We start from the raw sequence: 16,264 nt of genomic DNA, 5'->3' as shown, positions 1-16,264 counted from the left end.
GGGAATAGCTCAGCTGGTAGAGCACAACCTTGCCAAGGTTGGGGTCGCGAGTTCGAATCTCGTTTCCCGCTCCAAATACAAAAAAACCGACCATCAGGTCGGTTTTTTTGTATTTGTCTCTCCAGCTGGTGTTTATAGCAAACAGCTTAAATAACTGATCTCTTCAGTTGCTTTGTAAGGGGCGGGCAAAGGGCCCGCTCCGCCGACTCGCCGTCACTTCCACTCCATTAAGCAAATGATCTACTTCATTCCAGTGTAAACATCGGACAAAGGGTCTGCTCCACCGACACGCTCAAGCACATCCATGTGACGCTCAGCACATGACATCCCTGTCATGTGATGGTCGGTGGAACAGATCCCTTTGCCCTCATTAATGTAGCGGAGCCGCCTGTTGGTGCCGTCTGCAGGTAACTCGGTGTTCCAGAAGAGGCAACAGAGAACGGCTCCCACGACCGTGACATGCCAGGGATGGCATGTCCGAGCTTACACGGATGTACTTGTAGCGTGTCGAGGGAGACGGCTGTGTTGCCTCTGGAGCTGAAGATGGGCAGATACTTAATTGGGTCGATACAAGTCATCAGCGGGCGTGTTTGGGCATGCCCTTGTCTACCGCCCGGATCAGCCGTTCCGTCTTGCGATCCACCTGTGCCAGTTTTGCCCGCTGCCGGACCAGCGCCCAGTCGATATGTTCTAGCACCATCTCATCTACATGTTCCCGCTTCAGCTCCAGGGCGTCGACAATAGCGGGGCTTGGCGGAGCATTGCCCAATGCGATGGCGATATTGCGCAGCCAGCGTCGGTGGCCGATTCGCCGGATGGGGCTGCCTTCGGTCTGCTTGAGAAAGTTGGCCTCGCTCCACTCGAACAATGCCAGCAACTCGGGCGTATGCAGGTTATCCCGGGCGGTAAAGTCAGGCTCTTGGCTGGCATCGGCGAAGCGGTTCCAGGGACAGATCAACTGACAGTCGTCACAACCGTAGATGCGATTGCCCATCAACGGGCGAAGATCTTCAGGGATGGAGCCGTCCAGCTCGATGGTGAGGTAGGAGATACAGCGACGGGCATCCACCACATAAGGGGCGACGATGGCTCCGGTGGGGCAGGTGGTGATGCAGGCCACACATTTGCCGCAGCCTTCTTCCACCGGCTGGTCGACGGGCAGGGGCAGGTTGACCAGTAATTCGCCGAGAAAGAAAAAGGAGCCCTGCTGGCGATTGATCAGCAGCGAGTGCTTGCCGGTCCAGCCCAGGCCGGCCTTGGCCGCCAGTGGCCGTTCCAGCACCGGCGCCGAGTCGACGAAGGGGCGGGCGACCAAGTCGCTTGCCCGCAGTTCGATTTTATCGGCCAGTTTCTTCAGTCGCTGACGCAGCACCTTGTGATAATCCCGGCCCAGGGCATAGCGGCTGATGTAGCCCAGATCCGGATTGCCCAGCACCCGGGCGATGGCCGCCTGCTCCGGCAGGTAGTTCATACGCACCGAGATGACTCTCAGGGTGCCGGGCAGCAGCTCATGGGGGCGGGCGCGCATCATGCCGTGACGGGCCATATAGTCCATTTCACCGTGATAGCCCTTAGCCAGCCAGTCGGCCAGCAGCGGCTCATGCTCGGCCAGGTCGGTGTCGGTAATACCGGCCTGGTCAAAGCCTAGCTCTGCTGCCCAGAGCTTGATATCGTGAGCCAAAGTCTCAAAGTCGGGAGCGGTCATGGGCATTATCGGTCTGGAAAAGCCTCATAGTTTAACACAGTCGCTGTGGACATCGGAGCAGATCCGGGTTGGTGAGCGGCAGGCGGCGGCCTGTGGCATGGCGATGTTCGAGCTGATGACCCGGGCCGGACTGGCGGTATTCGAACTGGCCCGCGCCCACTGGCCCGACGCCCGGCACTGGTGGGTATTTACCGGCGGCGGCAATAACGGCGGTGACGGTTATGTGGTGGCCAGGCTGGCCCGGGCGGCCGGTATTCGCGTGCAACTGGTGCAGATGGGTGATGCCGAACGCTTGAGCGGCGATGCGGCCACCGCCCGGGATCATTACCGGGCCGATGGCGGCGCCATCGAAAGCCTGAATGCGCTGCAGGGCACGCCGGATTTGATCATCGACGGGCTGCTCGGCACCGGCCTCGACGGTGAGGTAAGAGAGCATGCGCTGCGTCATATCAATTTGATTAACCAAACGCCCGCTCCGGTGCTGGCGGTGGATGTGCCTTCAGGACTCTGTGCCGATACCGGCCGCATACTGGGGGCGGCGGTCGAGGCCGAGCTGACGCTGTCTTTTATCGGTTTGAAACCCGGTTTGCTGACCGGGCGCGGACCCGATGTCACCGGTCGCTTGTTGCTGGCAAGCCTGGGTATTCAGCCCCGGCTGCAACAGACACCGGTGGCCAGCCTGATGCATTGGGAGCAGGTGCGACGGCAATTACCCCGCCGCCGACGCGGTGCCCACAAGGGCGAAGCAGGGCGCTTGCTTGTGGCCGGCGGCAACACCGGTATGAACGGTGCCGTCAGGCTGGCCGGCGAAGCCGCCTTGCGCTGTGCCACCGGATTGGTGCGGCTGCTCAGTCATTCTGAGCATGTTCATCTGCTGAATTTAACGCGGCCCGAGTTAATGACGGCGGCTTTTTCTGACGTTAATGACTGGGGATGGGCCGATGCGCTGGTGTTGGGCCCGGGGCTGGGGCGAGACGCCTGGGCCCAGCGCCTGTTTGAGGCGGCGATCGAGGCCGGGGTTGCGGGCGACCAGCCGATGGTGATTGATGCAGACGGGCTCTGGTGGCTGGCTCGAGATCGCAACCGCTTGCCGCTTACCGGCCTCTGGGTCCTGACGCCCCACCCGGGGGAGGCGGCGATGCTGCTGGGCTGCAAGACCGCCGACATCGAGGCCGACAGACTGGCGGCGGTGCGAGCCATTCAGCAACAATATGGTGGTGTGGCGGTATTGAAAGGCGCCGGCTCTTTGATAGCAGATGAGCACCATGTCAGATTATGTCATTATGGCAACCCCGGCATGGCGTCGGGCGGGATGGGCGATGTGTTATCTGGTATAATCGGCGCCTTTATGGCTCAGGGACTGACTCCCTTTAACGCGGCCTCGGTGGCGGTGTGTCTTCATGGCCTGGCCGGTGACAAGGCCGCCACCAATGGCGGTATGCTCGGATTGCTGGCATCGGATTTATTCTCTCCACTCAGAAGTCTTATTAATCAAGATGATCAACATGACAACTAACACGCTGACCCTGACGCTTGCCGATGAGCAAGAGACACTGGCGCTGGGTAAAAAACTGGCGCAATCCTGTAGCGAGGCGCTCATTATTTTTCTGCACGGTGAGCTGGGCGCGGGAAAAACCACCCTGAGCCGGGGCATCATTCAGGCCCTGGGGCATGAAGGAAAGGTGAAAAGCCCGACCTACACCCTAGTCGAGCCCTATCAGGTGGGAGGCTGGCAGGTCTATCACTTCGATCTTTACCGCCTGGCCGACCCGGAAGAGCTGGAATACATGGGAATTCGTGACTATTTTACTCCCGACAGCCTCTGTCTGGTGGAGTGGCCCCAACGAGGTGCCGGTATGCTGCCATCGGCCGATCTGGAAGTGACACTGCGCTATCAGGGTGAACAACGCCAGGCATTGATGGAAGCCCGCACCCCGGCTGGCGTGGCGTTACTGGAGAAAATAACAAGGTGAAGTCGATACTGGCATTTTTCTGTTTGTGGTTCAGCGTATCGGCCTGGGCAAACCAGCTGGAAAGCATCCGCATCTGGCCGTCGCCGGACAATACCCGCATCGTGCTCGACATGGGAACGGCGCCGGCCTACGAGTATTTTATGCTCAGCGGGCCTCATCGGCTGGTGGTGGATCTGAGTCAGACCCAGAGCCGGGTCAAATTTTCCGCCATCAACAACAACAGCGAGCTGATCACCAAAATACGCAACAGTAAGCCTCCGCTGGCCAGCAGTTACCGCCTGGTGTTCGAGCTGAAGTCCGGGGTCAAGCCGGTGGTCTTTCCGTTGGCGCCGGCCGGCGACTATGGCCACCGACTGGTGATTGATCTGCCTTATACCGATAAAAGCCGGGCGCCACAGTCGGTGCGCAAGATGATGCCGGTCGGGAAAAGAGAAATCGTCATTGCCATCGATCCGGGCCATGGCGGTGAGGATCCCGGGGCCATAGGGCCGAAGAAAAACCGGGAAAAACACATTACCCTCGCCATTTCCCGCCGGCTGGCCAATATCATCAACAAAGAGCCGGGCATGCGGGCGGTATTGACCCGCACCGGTGACTATTACGTCAACCTCAACCGGCGTTCCGAGATTGCCCGCAAGGCCAAGGCGGATCTGCTGCTTTCCATCCATGCGGACAGCGTGGCCAACAGTGGCCCACGCGGCGCCTCGGTCTGGGTGTTGTCATCCAACCGTGCCAATCGCGAAATGGCCGGCTGGCTGGAAAAGCAGGAACGGCAATCGGAACTGTTGGGCGGCGTGGGCCAGGTGATCTCGCAGACCGACGGCAATCCTTATCTGACCCGCACCTTTCTCGACTTGTCGATGGACCGCTCCCGGGCCGACAGCTACGCCATCAGCGAGCATATATTGTCCGCCATGAGCAAGGTGGTGCGGCTGCACAAGCGCAAGCCGGAACATGCCAGCCTGGCGGTGCTGAAATCACCGGACATTCCTTCGCTGCTGATTGAAGCCGGCTTTATCTCCAACCCGCAGGAAGAGCGCTTGCTGCTCAGCGCATCACACCAGCAAAAGGTGGCCCAGGCGGTGCTGGCCGGGGTCAAGTCCTATTATCGACAAAACCCGGCCAGCGGCACCATGATGGCCAGCGAGCCGGCGGGCAAGGCGCGCCAGCACAAGGTACAAACCGGTGAAAGCCTGTCACTGATCGCCCAGCGTTACGGCATCAGCGTCAGTCGGTTGAAAGGACACAACAGCCTGCAGTCCGATGTGGTTCGTATCGGCCAGGTGCTGGATATTCCCGGGAGCTGATATGCCAATCCAGATACTGCCGGCCCGGCTGGCCAACCAGATTGCCGCCGGTGAAGTGGTGGAACGACCGGCTTCGGTGGTAAAAGAGCTGGTCGAAAACAGCCTGGATGCGGGGGCGACCCGTATCGAGATTGATATCGAGAAGGGCGGCGCCAAGCTGATCCGCATTCGCGACAACGGCTGCGGTATCGGCAAGGACGAACTGACGCTGGCCTTGTCGCGCCATGCTACCTCCAAGGTCAGTACCCTGGAGGATCTGGAGCAGATACTGAGTCTGGGCTTTCGCGGCGAGGCCCTGGCCTCCATCAGCTCCGTATCGCGGCTGACACTGACCTCCAGAACGGCCGAGCAAAGCGAAGCCTGGCAGGCCATGGCAGAAGGGCGCGACATGGCGGTCAAACTGCAGCCGGCGTCGCACCCGCAGGGCACCACGCTGGAAGCGAGCGATCTGTTTTTCAATACCCCGGCGCGACGCAAGTTCATGCGAACCGAAAAAACCGAGTTCGGCCATATCGATGAGGTGATCCGTCGTATCGCCCTGAGTCGTTTCGACGTCGATCTGGTGCTGCGTCACAATGGCAAGCAGGTACGGCAGTACCGGGCGGGTCGGCTGCCGTCCCAGCAGGACAAGCGGTTGGCGGCGGTATGTGGTCCGGCTTTCATGAACTCGGCGCTGAAGCTCGACAGCGAGCATCATGGCCTGCGGTTATGGGGCTGGCTGGCACCGCCGAGTGCGGCCCGGGCCCAGCCGGATGTGCAATATACCTATGTCAATGGCCGCATGATGCGGGACAAACTGCTCAATCATGCGGTGCGCCAGGCCTATGGCGATCGTTTGCCTGCAGAAGGGCATGCGGCCTTCGTGCTTTATCTGGAGCTGGATGCGCGAGAAGTGGACGTGAATGTGCATCCGGCCAAGCACGAGGTGCGTTTTCATCAGTCACGGCTGGTGCACGATTTTATCTGTCAGGTACTGCTGCAGGTGCTGGAGCAGCAACCGCAACCGCCATTACGGGTCAATACCGACACCGGCGAACTGAAACAACCGCTCGATACAACGGCATCGGCAGCTGACCGTTCGGCCACGCGGCGTGAGTCGATCAGCTATCAGGCGCCCCGTCATGGCTATGGCAGTGGCCTGTCTGCACGCGAGTCTCGGCCGAGTGCGGTCAGCCGCGGTGAATGGCAGGGCATCGATGGTCTGTTGACCACCGTTGCTGCCGAACAGAATACGGCCGAGCAGAAGACGGCTTCATCACCGTTACCGACACCGTATCTAGTGTCATCCACGCACGATACCGCCGTGCCGCCGGCAGAATCCATATCGGGTCAACCCCTGTTGCTGATCAAGGAGCGAGGGCTGGTGGTATTGCATCGGCAAGGCCTCTGGCTCTGTGATCTCGACCGGGCCCGGGCTTACGCCGATGGTCTGGCCTTGCTCGAGGTCTGGCAGCAGGGGCTGACCCCGCAGCCGCTGTTGCTGCCCATCCGACTTGCCCTCGATGTGAAGCAGCAAGCGGCACTGGAGCGGCATCAACCACAGCTGCAAAAGTTGGGGCTGGAGTTGAAAACCGCAGCCGGCGACACCATTATTCTGACCCGGGTACCGCAGCCGCTGCGCCATGCGGATCTGGCCCGTTTGTTTCCCGAATTGCTGGCGCGGCTGGAGCGGGAGACGGCTGCCGAGCCGGCGGCCCTGTGTCAGTGGCTGGCGGCCCAGGGCAGGTCGGCTCGGCAACGCTGGACCATGGCCGAGGCGATAGCCTTGTGGCAACAGCTGCAGCCGGACATGCCGGATGAAGCGCCGTTTCTGCAGCCGGTGGCGATAGAGCAACAACTAGACAGGTGGATAAATGGGGACTGAACCCCTTGCAATATTTTTGATGGGGCCCACGGCCTCGGGCAAGACCAGCCTGGCGATGGAGCTGTGCCGGGAGCTGCCCTGCGAGCTGATCAGCGTCGACTCGGCGCTGGTGTACCGGGGCATGGATATCGGCACTGCCAAGCCGACGACCGACGAGCTGGCCGTCACCCCTCACCGGCTGATTGATTTGCTGGATCCCAAAGAGGCCTATTCGGCCGCCGATTTTCGGCGTGATGCCCTGGCGGCGATGGCCGAGATTTCGGCGGCCGGTCGCATTCCGCTGCTGGTGGGCGGCACCATGCTCTATTTCAAGGCGTTACTGGAAGGACTATCGCTCTTGCCCGGTGCCGATGCCGCAGTAAGAGCTCAAATTGAATCCGAAGCTCGACAACATGGCTGGAGCCAGCTGCACGAACAGCTGGCCGATATAGACCCGGTGGCGGCGGCGCGAATCCATCCCAACGATCCTCAGCGGCTGTCCCGGGCGCTGGAGGTTTTTCGTATTTCCGGTAAAACGCTCACAGAATTAACGCAGAGCAAGGGTGATCCCTTGCCTTACAAAGTGTTACAGTTTGCGATTGCACCCAGCGAGCGGACCGAGCTGCATCGACGTATTGCCGAGCGTTTTCGGCTGATGCTGTCTCAGGGTTTCGAACAGGAAGTTCGAACGCTTTATGAGCGAGGTGATTTGCATCCCGATCTGCCGTCTATTCGTTGTGTCGGCTATCGACAGATGTGGGATTACCTGAATGGGGTTGTCGGCTATGATGAAATGGTGGAACGCGGTATTGCCGCTACCCGCCAGCTGGCCAAACGGCAGTTGACCTGGCTCAGGGGATGGCCGGATCTGCAATGGCTGGGCACCGATAATAAAGAGGTCGGTCGTGACGTGATTGCACAGGTCAGACAGGCCCGACACGAAAGACAACAATAACAATTTTCATAATGACAAAAGATAAGGACAACAAGATGGCTAAGGGACAATCTTTGCAGGACCCGTTTCTGAATGCGCTGCGACGAGAGCGGGTCCCGGTCTCTATTTATCTGGTGAATGGCATCAAGTTGCAGGGACAGGTAGAGTCATTCGACCAATTCGTTATTCTGCTTAAAAATACCGTCAGTCAGATGGTGTACAAGCATGCCATTTCGACCGTGGTACCCGCCCGGCCGGTGCATTTAGTGACACCGCCCACCGGTGGCGCCGAGCCCGCAGAACCGGAACAGGATCCTTCTTGAGCTTGATTTACCATTCTTTGCCGCCTTATTGCGGCCTGATGCCGTGCGAAGGTTCCGAAAGACGGAGGACTGGCCTTGTTTGAACGTTATCAAGGTGGTGAGTCCGCCATTCTGGTTCACGTCAATTTCGCCGACGACAGCGAACGGGAAGATCTCGAAGAGCTGGAGCTACTGAGCGATTCTGCCGGCGTTAGCATCTGCGCGGTGCTGACGGGGAGCCGGAGTTCGCCGCAACCCAAATTCTTTATCGGCACCGGCAAGGTAGACGAGCTGGCGGCATTGGTGCAGATGCATCAGGCCGATGTGGTGATCTTCAACCACAGCCTGAGCCCGGCCCAGGAGCGTAACCTGGAGCGGGAGGTGAAGTGTCGGGTGCTGGATCGTACCGGCCTTATTCTGGATATCTTCGCCCAGCGCGCCCGTACACATGAAGGCAAGCTGCAGGTCGAACTGGCCCAGTTGCGCCATCTGTCGACCCGTCTGGTTCGGGGCTGGACTCACCTTGAACGCCAAAAAGGCGGTATCGGTCTGCGTGGCCCGGGGGAAACCCAGCTGGAAACGGATCGTCGTTTGCTGCGTGATCGCATCAAATATATTCAGAAGCGGTTGGAAAAAGTCTCGCGTCAGCGTGAGCAGGGCCGGCGAGCGCGCAAGCGCAACGAGATTCCGACCCTGTCGCTGGTCGGCTATACCAACGCCGGCAAGTCGACCCTGTTCAATCGAATCACCCAGGCCGGTGTCTATGCGGCTGATCAGCTGTTCGCCACCCTGGATCCGACCCTGCGCAAGGTTGAGCTGCCGGATGCCGGGCCGGTGATCCTGGCCGATACTGTCGGCTTTATTCGCCATCTGCCCCACGATTTGATCGCCGCCTTCAAGGCCACGCTGCAGGAAACGCGTGATGCGGATCTTTTGCTGCATGTGGTGGACTGCGCCGATGAGCAGATGCGAGAAAATATCGACGAAGTCGATTCGGTGCTCGAGCAGATCGACGCCGACGAAGTACCCGTGTTGATGGTATTCAACAAGATAGACAAGCTGGAGCAGCCCAGTAGTCGGGTCGAGCTGAATGAAGAGGGCAAGCCCCGAGCCGTCTGGCTGTCGGCGCAGGAGGATCTGGGCATAGAGGGGCTGCTGGAGGCGCTCAATCAATTGCTGGCGGGGGTGCTGGTTGAACATCGGCTGATTCTGCCGCCATCGGCGTCCAGGCTGCGCAGTCGACTGTACGCCATGAACGGAATCGTGAATGAAGCGTTTGGGGAGCAGGGAGAGTTTGTGGTTGATATCCGGTTGCAGCAGGCCGATTGGCATCGTCTGCTTAAACAGGAAGGTGAACAGCTAGCACGCTTTATAAGCGATTGATTGCTTGGTAAAGTTACTTTTATAAACCAGACAGACGGAGAGACAAATGGCTTGGAATGAGCCTGGAAATGGTGGCAAAGACCGTGATCCCTGGGGAAATAACGGCAAGCAACAAGGTGGCCCGCCGGATCTGGATCAGGTTATTCGTAACCTGAGTAGTAAATTAGGTGGCTTGCTGGGCCGTCGCGGCTCAGGCGGCGGTGGTGGTGGCATTGGCTCCTTCGGCATCGTGGTGGGGCTGGTGCTCGCGCTGGTGGTCTGGGTGGTCAGTGGTTTCTATACCATCGGCGAAGCCCAGCGTGGCGTGGTGCTGCGGTTTGGTAACTACTACCAAAGCGTGGAGCCGGGCCTGAGCTGGAAGGCGACCTTTATCGATCGAGTGTTTCCGGTTGATGTGGAAACCGTACGCTCACTACCGGCATCCGGTTTTATGCTGACCAAGGATGAAAACCTGGTCCGCGTCGAAATGGATGTTCAGTATCGTGTGCTTGCGCCGCGTGACTACCTGTTTAACGTGACCAATGCCGACGACAGCCTGCGACAGGCGCTCGACAGTGCGCTGCGCTACGTGGTGGGTCATAGCACCATGGACGATGTACTGACGGTGGGTCGTGAGCGAGTGCGTCAGGAAACGCGTGAGTTGCTGGAGCAGATTATCGAACCTTACCAGCTGGGTCTGGCGGTTCTGGATCTCAACTTCCTGCCGGCGCGTCCGCCGGAAGAAGTGAAAGATGCCTTCGATGATGCCATTGCGGCGCAGGAAGATGAACAGCGCTTTATTCGTGAAGCCGAAGCCTATGCCCGAGAAATCGAGCCCAAGGCCCGGGGTCAGGTACAGCGCTTGTTGCAGGAGGCGGAAGCCTATAAAGAACAGGTTTCACTGCGTGCAGAAGGTGAAGTGGCTCGTTTCCGTGAACTGCTGCCTCAGTATCAGCAGCAGCCCAAGCTGACTCGTGACCGTATCTATCTGGAAACCATGGAAGAGATCTACAGCAAGGTCAACAAGGTGATCGTGGATACGCCGGAAGGCAATAACAGCCTGCTTTATCTGCCGCTGGACAAACTGGCAGAGCAGAATGCCAACCGTCCTGCCCGGGTTGATCCCAATGTCATCACATCGGATTATATTAACGGCTTACAAAAGCAAGCCGGTTCGGACAGCGGACAGCTCAGATCCGGCTCCGATAGCGGTTCCATTCGTCCAACAGGGAGAAACTAAGCGATGAAAAGAGTATTAATCGTGGTTCTTGCCCTGATTGTCATTGTGCTCTACTCCTCGGTATTTGTGGTGGTAGAAGGCGAGCGGGGCATAGTGCTGCAATTCGGCAAGGTGAAGCGGGAGCAAGGCTCCGATCTGCCCACCGTCTATGAGCCGGGTCTGCACTTCAAGGTGCCGATGATCGATCAGGTACGCAAGCTGGATGCGCGCATTCAAACCCTGGACGATCAGGTGGATCGCTTCGTGACCTCGGAGAAGAAAGACTTGATCATCGACTCCTACGTCAAATGGCGCATCGATAACTTTGCCAACTACTATCTGGCGACCGGCGGCGGTAACCGCCTGCAGGCCGAAAGCCTGCTGCGTCGGCGGATCAACAACAGCCTGCGTTCCGAAATCGGTAGCCGCACCATTCGCGACATCGTGTCCGGTGAGCGGGGTGACGTGATGGAAAGTGCGCTGCGTGGCTTGCTGGAGTCGTCTTCCGAGCTGGGGATCAAGGTGCTGGATGTGCGGATCAAGCAGATCAACCTGCCGACCGAAGTATCCAATTCCATCTATCAGCGCATGAGAGCCGAGCGTACCGCGGTGGCCCGAGAGCACAGATCCGAAGGCCGCGAGCAGGCCGAGATCATCAAGGCCGAAGCGGATCGACTGGTGACGGTGATGATCGCCGACGCTCAGCGTAACTCCCGTACCCTGCGAGGTCAGGGAGATGCACTGGCAGCGAACATCTATTCCGATGCTTACTCGGCGGATCCGGAATTTTTCAGCTTTATCCGCAGCCTCGAAGCCTATCGCAAGAGCTTCGAGCAGGGGGGTGACATGATGATCCTCAAGCCGGAGGGCGATTTCTTCCGCTATCTCAAAAATCCTTCGGGACAACCGCAGTAAAAAAAAGCCCGGGAAACCGGGCTTTTTTCTGCCTGACATATTCCCTAAAGCCGGGTTTATCATGTTCCGACCTTGGTCAAAATTTGATAGACTCCATTTTTAATAACTTAACAGTTAGTGAAAGGAAAAATGGGACAAAACGTTGTTGTACTTGGCACCCAATGGGGTGACGAAGGCAAGGGCAAGGTCGTAGACCTCCTTACCGACAAGGCCCGTTATGTTGTGCGCTATCAAGGCGGACACAATGCCGGTCATACTCTGGTCATCGATGGTAAAAAAACCGTTCTCCACCTTATTCCATCAGGCATTCTGCGTGACAACTGTACCTGCATCATCGCCAATGGTGTGGTGTTGTCACCGGAAGCGCTGCTGAAGGAAATGGCCGGTCTGGAAGCCAGCGGTGTACCGGTGCGCGAGCGCCTGGTGCTGAGCGAAGCGTGCCCGTTGATCCTTCAGTATCATGTGGCGATGGATGTGGCCCGGGAAGAAGCCCGTGGCGCCAAGGCCATCGGCACTACAGGTCGCGGCATCGGCCCGGCCTATGAAGACAAGGTTGCCCGTCGCGGTTTGCGCGTTGGCGATTTGTCCAACATGGACGCCTTTGCCGTCAAGCTGAAGGAAGTGGTTGAATACTACAACTTCCAGCTCACCGGTTTTTATGGTGCCGAAGCTGTCTCTTATGAGGACGTGCTGGAAAAGGCCAAGGGCTATGCCGAGCTGCTGACCAGCATGGTGGTGGACGTGACCGACGTGCTGGACAAGGCGCGTATCAAGGGCGACAAGATCATGTTCGAAGGTGCCCAGGGCACGCTGCTGGACATCGACCACGGTACCTACCCTTACGTGACTTCTTCCAACACCACCGCCGGTGGCGTGGCGACCGGCTCCGGCTTTGGTCCCTGCTACCTGGATTATGTATTGGGCATTATCAAAGCCTATACCACGCGTGTTGGTTCCGGTCCTTTCCCTACCGAGCTTTACGACGGTAAAGAGAAGCTGGATGCAGACGGTAAACACCTGGGTACTGTGGGCCATGAATTTGGTGCGACTACCGGTCGTTTACGTCGTACCGGCTGGTTGGATATCGTGGCCATGAAGCGCGCCATTCAGGTGAACTCCATTTCCGGTTTCTGTCTGACCAAGCTGGACGTACTGGACGGTCTTGAAGAGATCAAGATTTGTGTGGGCTATAAAATGCCCGACGGTTCGGTCAAGGATGTGCCACCGATGGCCGCCGAAGACTACGAAACCGTGACGCCGGTCTACGAGTCCATGCCTGGCTGGAGCGAGAAGACGTTTGGTGTTGTTACCGTTGAAGGCCTGCCTCAGGCGGCCCGTAACTATATCAAGCGTATTGAAACGCTGACCGGTGTGCCGATAGATATTATTTCTACCGGTCCGGATCGTGATGAGACCATGATTCTGCGTCATCCCTTCGACGCTTGAGCGTAACGCTCAGCGCTTATAAAAAACGCCAGCCTCAAGGGGCTGGCGTTTTTTATTGGGCGCGAGAACGTGAGGGGGAAAAGGGTGAGGCGTGAGGAGAAAGACCTCTCGGCCCTGGCGTTTCACACCTTATTCCTCACTCCTCACTCCTCACTCCTCACTTCTCACTGTTTAACTGCTGCGCTCTACCGCCATATGGGCCAGAGCAACCAGGGCCGACTTGTGCTCTGAGTCGGGCAGTATGTTCAGGCTGTCGATGGCTTTCTGGGCCTCATCCTGAGCCCGTTGCTGGCTGTATTCCAGCGCCTTGGTATCGGCCAGGATAGCCATGATCTCCTCGAGGTGCTCCATGCCGGTGCGGTTGGCGATGGCGTCACGGATACGCTCGCGTTGGGCATGGTTACCCACGGCCATGGCGCGAAGCAGCGGCAGCGTCGGCTTGCCTTCGGCCAGATCGTCACCCACGTTCTTGCCCATGTCGTGGCTATCCGAGCTGTAGTCCATGATGTCGTCCACCAGCTGGAAGGCGGTACCCAGGTATTTACCGTAGTCGAGCATGGCCTGCTCGATCTCGGGCGGCTGATGGGTGAGTACGGCGGCCAGCCGGGTAGCGGCCTCGAACAGCTTGGCGGTCTTGCAGTAAATCACCTGCATGTAGCTGTCTTCGGTGGTATCCGGGTCGTTGCAGTTCATCAACTGCAGTACTTCGCCCTCGGCGATGATATTGGTGGCGTCGCTCAGGATATTCATGATTTTCATGTTATCCAGCTCGGTCATCATCTGAAAGGCGCGGGTATAGAGAAAATCACCGACCAGCACGCTGGCGGCATTGCCAAACAGCGCATTGGCGGTATCCCGGCCTCGACGCAGATCCGACTCGTCCACCACATCGTCATGCAACAGGGTGGCGGTATGAATGAATTCGATGATGGCCGCGAGGGTAATATGGGCCTGATCCTCATAGCCCAGGGCGCGGGCCGCCAGCACGGTGAGTTGGGGCCGCATACGCTTGCCGCCGGCACCGACGATATAGAAGCCAAGTTGGTTGATCAGGGCCACATCCGATTGCAGGCGTGACATGATCAGTGTGTTGACCGATTGCATATCCAGCTCGGTCAGTTGTTTTATCTTGTTGATATCTACCATAAAGTTATAAGCCGGACGATGCAGTCTGAAGTCATTGATGTTGGGATTTTACACTATTTGTCAAAGGGATAAAGCCACCCCGCCGGGCTTTGGGATTAAAGCCGGCGCGACCGATTTTTTTATGGTTGCGGACTTGTCTCGGCATATCAATCTGCGTACAATACGCGACCATTGTAGAACAGTTTTAGTGCACGACCCGAAGAGGGTAAAAGTGCCAAAAATCGGAGTTATAATCATGTACGCGGTAATCCAAAGCGGCGGAAAACAGCACCGTGTAGCCGAAGGCCAGGTCATTCGTCTGGAAAAGCTGGACGTTGAAACTGGCGCATCTGTCGAATTCGACAAGGTGCTGATGGTTGCTCAAGGTGAAGACGTTAAAGTTGGTGTTCCTTACATCGACGGTAGCAAAGTGGTTGCAGAAGTCGTAGCTCACGGTCGTGGCAAAAAAGTCAAGATCGTCAAGTTCCGTCGTCGTAAGCACTCTCGCAAACAGCAGGGTCATCGTCAGTGGTTCACTGAAGTTAAGATCACTGGTATCAGCGCCTAAGAGGGGAGTTAAGTTCCATGGCACATAAAAAAGCAGGCGGCTCAACTCGTAACGGTCGCGATTCAGAAAGCAAACGTCTTGGCGTCAAGCGTTTTGGTGGTGAAAATGTCCTGGCGGGCAACATCATCGTTCGTCAGCGCGGAACCAAGTTCCACGCCGGCGACAACGTAGGTCTGGGCAAAGATCACACTCTGTTCGCCAAAGCCGACGGCAAGGTGAAGTTTGAGATTAAAGGTCCCAAGAACCGCAAGTTCGTTAGCATTGTAGCCGAGTAAGCTGCAAGCAGGACTAAAAAAGCCCCGCCAACCGGCGGGGCTTTTTGCTTTACAAAAAGCACATTCGGCGTTTGAGCCGGATATACTGCGCTCAGAAACGAATGGGAGAGCAATACAATGAAGTTTGTCGATGAAGCGGAAATCCGGGTTGAAGCCGGTGACGGTGGTAACGGTTGCGTTAGTTTCCGCCGTGAGAAATACATCCCCAATGGGGGCCCCGACGGCGGCGATGGCGGCGATGGCGGCGATCTTTATATGCTGGCCGACGAGAACCTCAACACCCTGATCGACTATCATTTCGAACGTTTTCACCGTGCCGAGCGGGGTGAAAATGGTCGCAGCAGTAACTGTACCGGCAAGCGTGGTCAGGATCTGGTGCTGAAAGTACCGGTAGGTACTCGCGCCAAAGATGAAATGACCGGTGAAATTCTGGGCGATATGACCCGTCATGGCCAGAAACTGCTGGTCGCCAAGGGCGGCTTTCACGGCCTGGGCAACGCGCGTTTCAAAAGCTCGGTAAACCGGGCGCCAAGGCAGAAGACCAACGGTACGCCGGGGGAAATCCGCAACCTGCTGCTTGAGCTGTTGTTGCTGGCCGACGTGGGTCTGCTGGGCCTGCCCAATGCGGGCAAGTCGACCTTTATCCGTGCCGTCTCTGCCGCCAAGCCCAAGGTGGCCGATTATCCCTTTACCACCCTGGTGCCTAATCTGGGCGTGGTGCGTTGCGATGGCCACAAGAGCTTTGTGGTTGCCGATATTCCCGGCTTGATCGAAGGCGCGGCCGATGGCGCCGGTCTGGGCATTCGTTTTCTCAAGCACCTGGAGCGGTGCCGGGTCTTGCTGCACATGATCGATGTGCTACCGGTGGATGAGTCCGATCCGGCGGATAATGCGGACATTATCGTCAATGAACTGGTGCAGTACAGCGATGCCCTGGCCGCCAAACCGCGCTGGCTGGTGTTCAACAAGCTGGACCTGGTACTGGAAGACGAAGCCGAAGCCACCATACAGAAGGTCATCGAGCTGCTGGATTGGAAAGGCCCCGTGTTCCGCATCAGTGCCATCGGTAAAGAAGGCACCAAGGAGCTGACTCAGGCGCTGATGAGCTTCCTGGATGAGAACCCGCGTACCCAGAAAGAGCTGGAAGAAGCCCGTGAGCCGGTCAACTTCAAGTGGGATGAGTATCATCAGGCTACACTGGCCGAAAATACCGAGTCGGTCGATGACGATGATGACGACTGGGATGAAGACGACGACGATGGTCATGTTGTCTATACCCGGGAATAATTC

15 protein-coding genes are annotated in these 16,264 nt (G+C 57.9%); 13 read left to right on the top strand and 2 right to left on the bottom strand.

All coding sequences use genetic code 11. From position 1 onward, the window contains the following. Positions 1–577 precede the first annotated feature (577 nt). Positions 578–1,705, bottom strand: coding sequence for a tRNA epoxyqueuosine(34) reductase QueG (gene queG, locus Q0753_RS15745; RefSeq protein ID WP_298723328.1), 1,128 nt, complete (start codon positions 1,703–1,705; stop codon positions 578–580). On the opposite strand from queG, the gene Q0753_RS15740 reads away from it, so the two are divergent. The 10 genes from Q0753_RS15740 to Q0753_RS15695 all read left to right on the top strand — a co-directional run bounded on the left by Q0753_RS15740 (position 1,704) and on the right by Q0753_RS15695 (position 13,006). Next, entirely contained in the window at positions 1,704–3,221 is a 1,518-nt protein-coding gene (locus Q0753_RS15740; RefSeq protein WP_298723326.1) for an NAD(P)H-hydrate dehydratase, read from the top strand. The genes queG and Q0753_RS15740 overlap by 2 nt on opposite strands. Further along, complete coding sequence (gene tsaE, locus Q0753_RS15735) at positions 3,211–3,678, top strand: tRNA (adenosine(37)-N6)-threonylcarbamoyltransferase complex ATPase subunit type 1 TsaE (RefSeq protein WP_298723323.1); 468 nt, start codon at positions 3,211–3,213, stop codon at positions 3,676–3,678. Before Q0753_RS15740 ends, tsaE begins: the two co-directional genes overlap by 11 nt. Continuing rightward, a complete protein-coding gene (locus Q0753_RS15730) occupies positions 3,675–4,985 on the top strand; it encodes an N-acetylmuramoyl-L-alanine amidase (protein ID WP_298723320.1) in 1,311 nt (436 codons plus the stop codon). Before tsaE ends, Q0753_RS15730 begins: the two co-directional genes overlap by 4 nt. Before the next feature lies 1 nt (position 4,986). Next, positions 4,987–6,849 (top strand): DNA mismatch repair endonuclease MutL, encoded by a 1,863-nt coding sequence (mutL, locus tag Q0753_RS15725; protein WP_298723317.1) that lies wholly within the window; start codon positions 4,987–4,989, stop codon positions 6,847–6,849. Further along, positions 6,839–7,783, top strand: coding sequence for a tRNA (adenosine(37)-N6)-dimethylallyltransferase MiaA (miaA, locus tag Q0753_RS15720; protein WP_298723314.1), 945 nt, complete (start codon positions 6,839–6,841; stop codon positions 7,781–7,783). Before mutL ends, miaA begins: the two co-directional genes overlap by 11 nt. Positions 7,784–7,818: 35 nt before the next feature. Next, positions 7,819–8,085, top strand: a complete 267-nt coding sequence (gene hfq / locus Q0753_RS15715; protein ID WP_298723311.1) for an RNA chaperone Hfq — start codon at positions 7,819–7,821, stop codon at positions 8,083–8,085. Positions 8,086–8,160: 75 nt separating this feature from the next. Then, a complete protein-coding gene (gene hflX, locus Q0753_RS15710; RefSeq protein ID WP_298723308.1) occupies positions 8,161–9,447 on the top strand; it encodes a ribosome rescue GTPase HflX in 1,287 nt (428 codons plus the stop codon). 46 nt (positions 9,448–9,493) lie between these two features. Beyond that, positions 9,494–10,666, top strand: a complete 1,173-nt coding sequence (gene hflK / locus Q0753_RS15705) for an FtsH protease activity modulator HflK (RefSeq protein WP_298723305.1) — start codon at positions 9,494–9,496, stop codon at positions 10,664–10,666. Between the two features lie 3 nt (positions 10,667–10,669). Continuing rightward, the gene (gene hflC, locus Q0753_RS15700; RefSeq protein ID WP_298723302.1) at positions 10,670–11,560 is read left to right on the top strand and encodes a protease modulator HflC; all 891 of its coding nucleotides are present in this window, start codon (positions 10,670–10,672) and stop codon (positions 11,558–11,560) included. A gap of 129 nt (positions 11,561–11,689) precedes the next feature. Continuing rightward, positions 11,690–13,006, top strand: a complete 1,317-nt coding sequence (locus Q0753_RS15695; RefSeq protein WP_298723299.1) for an adenylosuccinate synthase — start codon at positions 11,690–11,692, stop codon at positions 13,004–13,006. Positions 13,007–13,177: 171 nt separating this feature from the next. On the opposite strand, the gene ispB is transcribed toward Q0753_RS15695, so the two are convergent. Further along, a complete protein-coding gene (gene ispB / locus Q0753_RS15690) occupies positions 13,178–14,152 on the bottom strand; it encodes an octaprenyl diphosphate synthase (RefSeq protein ID WP_298723296.1) in 975 nt (324 codons plus the stop codon). 235 nt (positions 14,153–14,387) lie between these two features. On the opposite strand from ispB, the gene rplU reads away from it, so the two are divergent. From rplU to cgtA, 3 genes are all read left to right on the top strand, one after another. Next, the gene (gene rplU, locus Q0753_RS15685) at positions 14,388–14,699 is read left to right on the top strand and encodes a 50S ribosomal protein L21 (RefSeq protein ID WP_188630616.1); all 312 of its coding nucleotides are present in this window, start codon (positions 14,388–14,390) and stop codon (positions 14,697–14,699) included. A gap of 17 nt (positions 14,700–14,716) precedes the next feature. Further along, positions 14,717–14,974: a 50S ribosomal protein L27 gene (rpmA, locus tag Q0753_RS15680; protein ID WP_104487426.1), complete on the top strand. Its 258-nt coding sequence runs from the start codon at positions 14,717–14,719 to the stop codon at positions 14,972–14,974. 117 nt (positions 14,975–15,091) lie between these two features. Continuing rightward, positions 15,092–16,261: an Obg family GTPase CgtA gene (cgtA, locus tag Q0753_RS15675; RefSeq protein WP_298723278.1), complete on the top strand. Its 1,170-nt coding sequence runs from the start codon at positions 15,092–15,094 to the stop codon at positions 16,259–16,261. The last annotated feature ends 3 nt before the right edge of the window (positions 16,262–16,264 follow it).

Source organism: uncultured Oceanisphaera sp. (assembly GCF_947495715.1).
Lineage (GTDB): Bacteria > Pseudomonadota > Gammaproteobacteria > Enterobacterales > Aeromonadaceae > Oceanimonas > Oceanimonas sediminis.
Note: the sequence above shows the minus strand (reverse complement) of the source record. Positions and strands in the feature narration are given on the sequence as shown.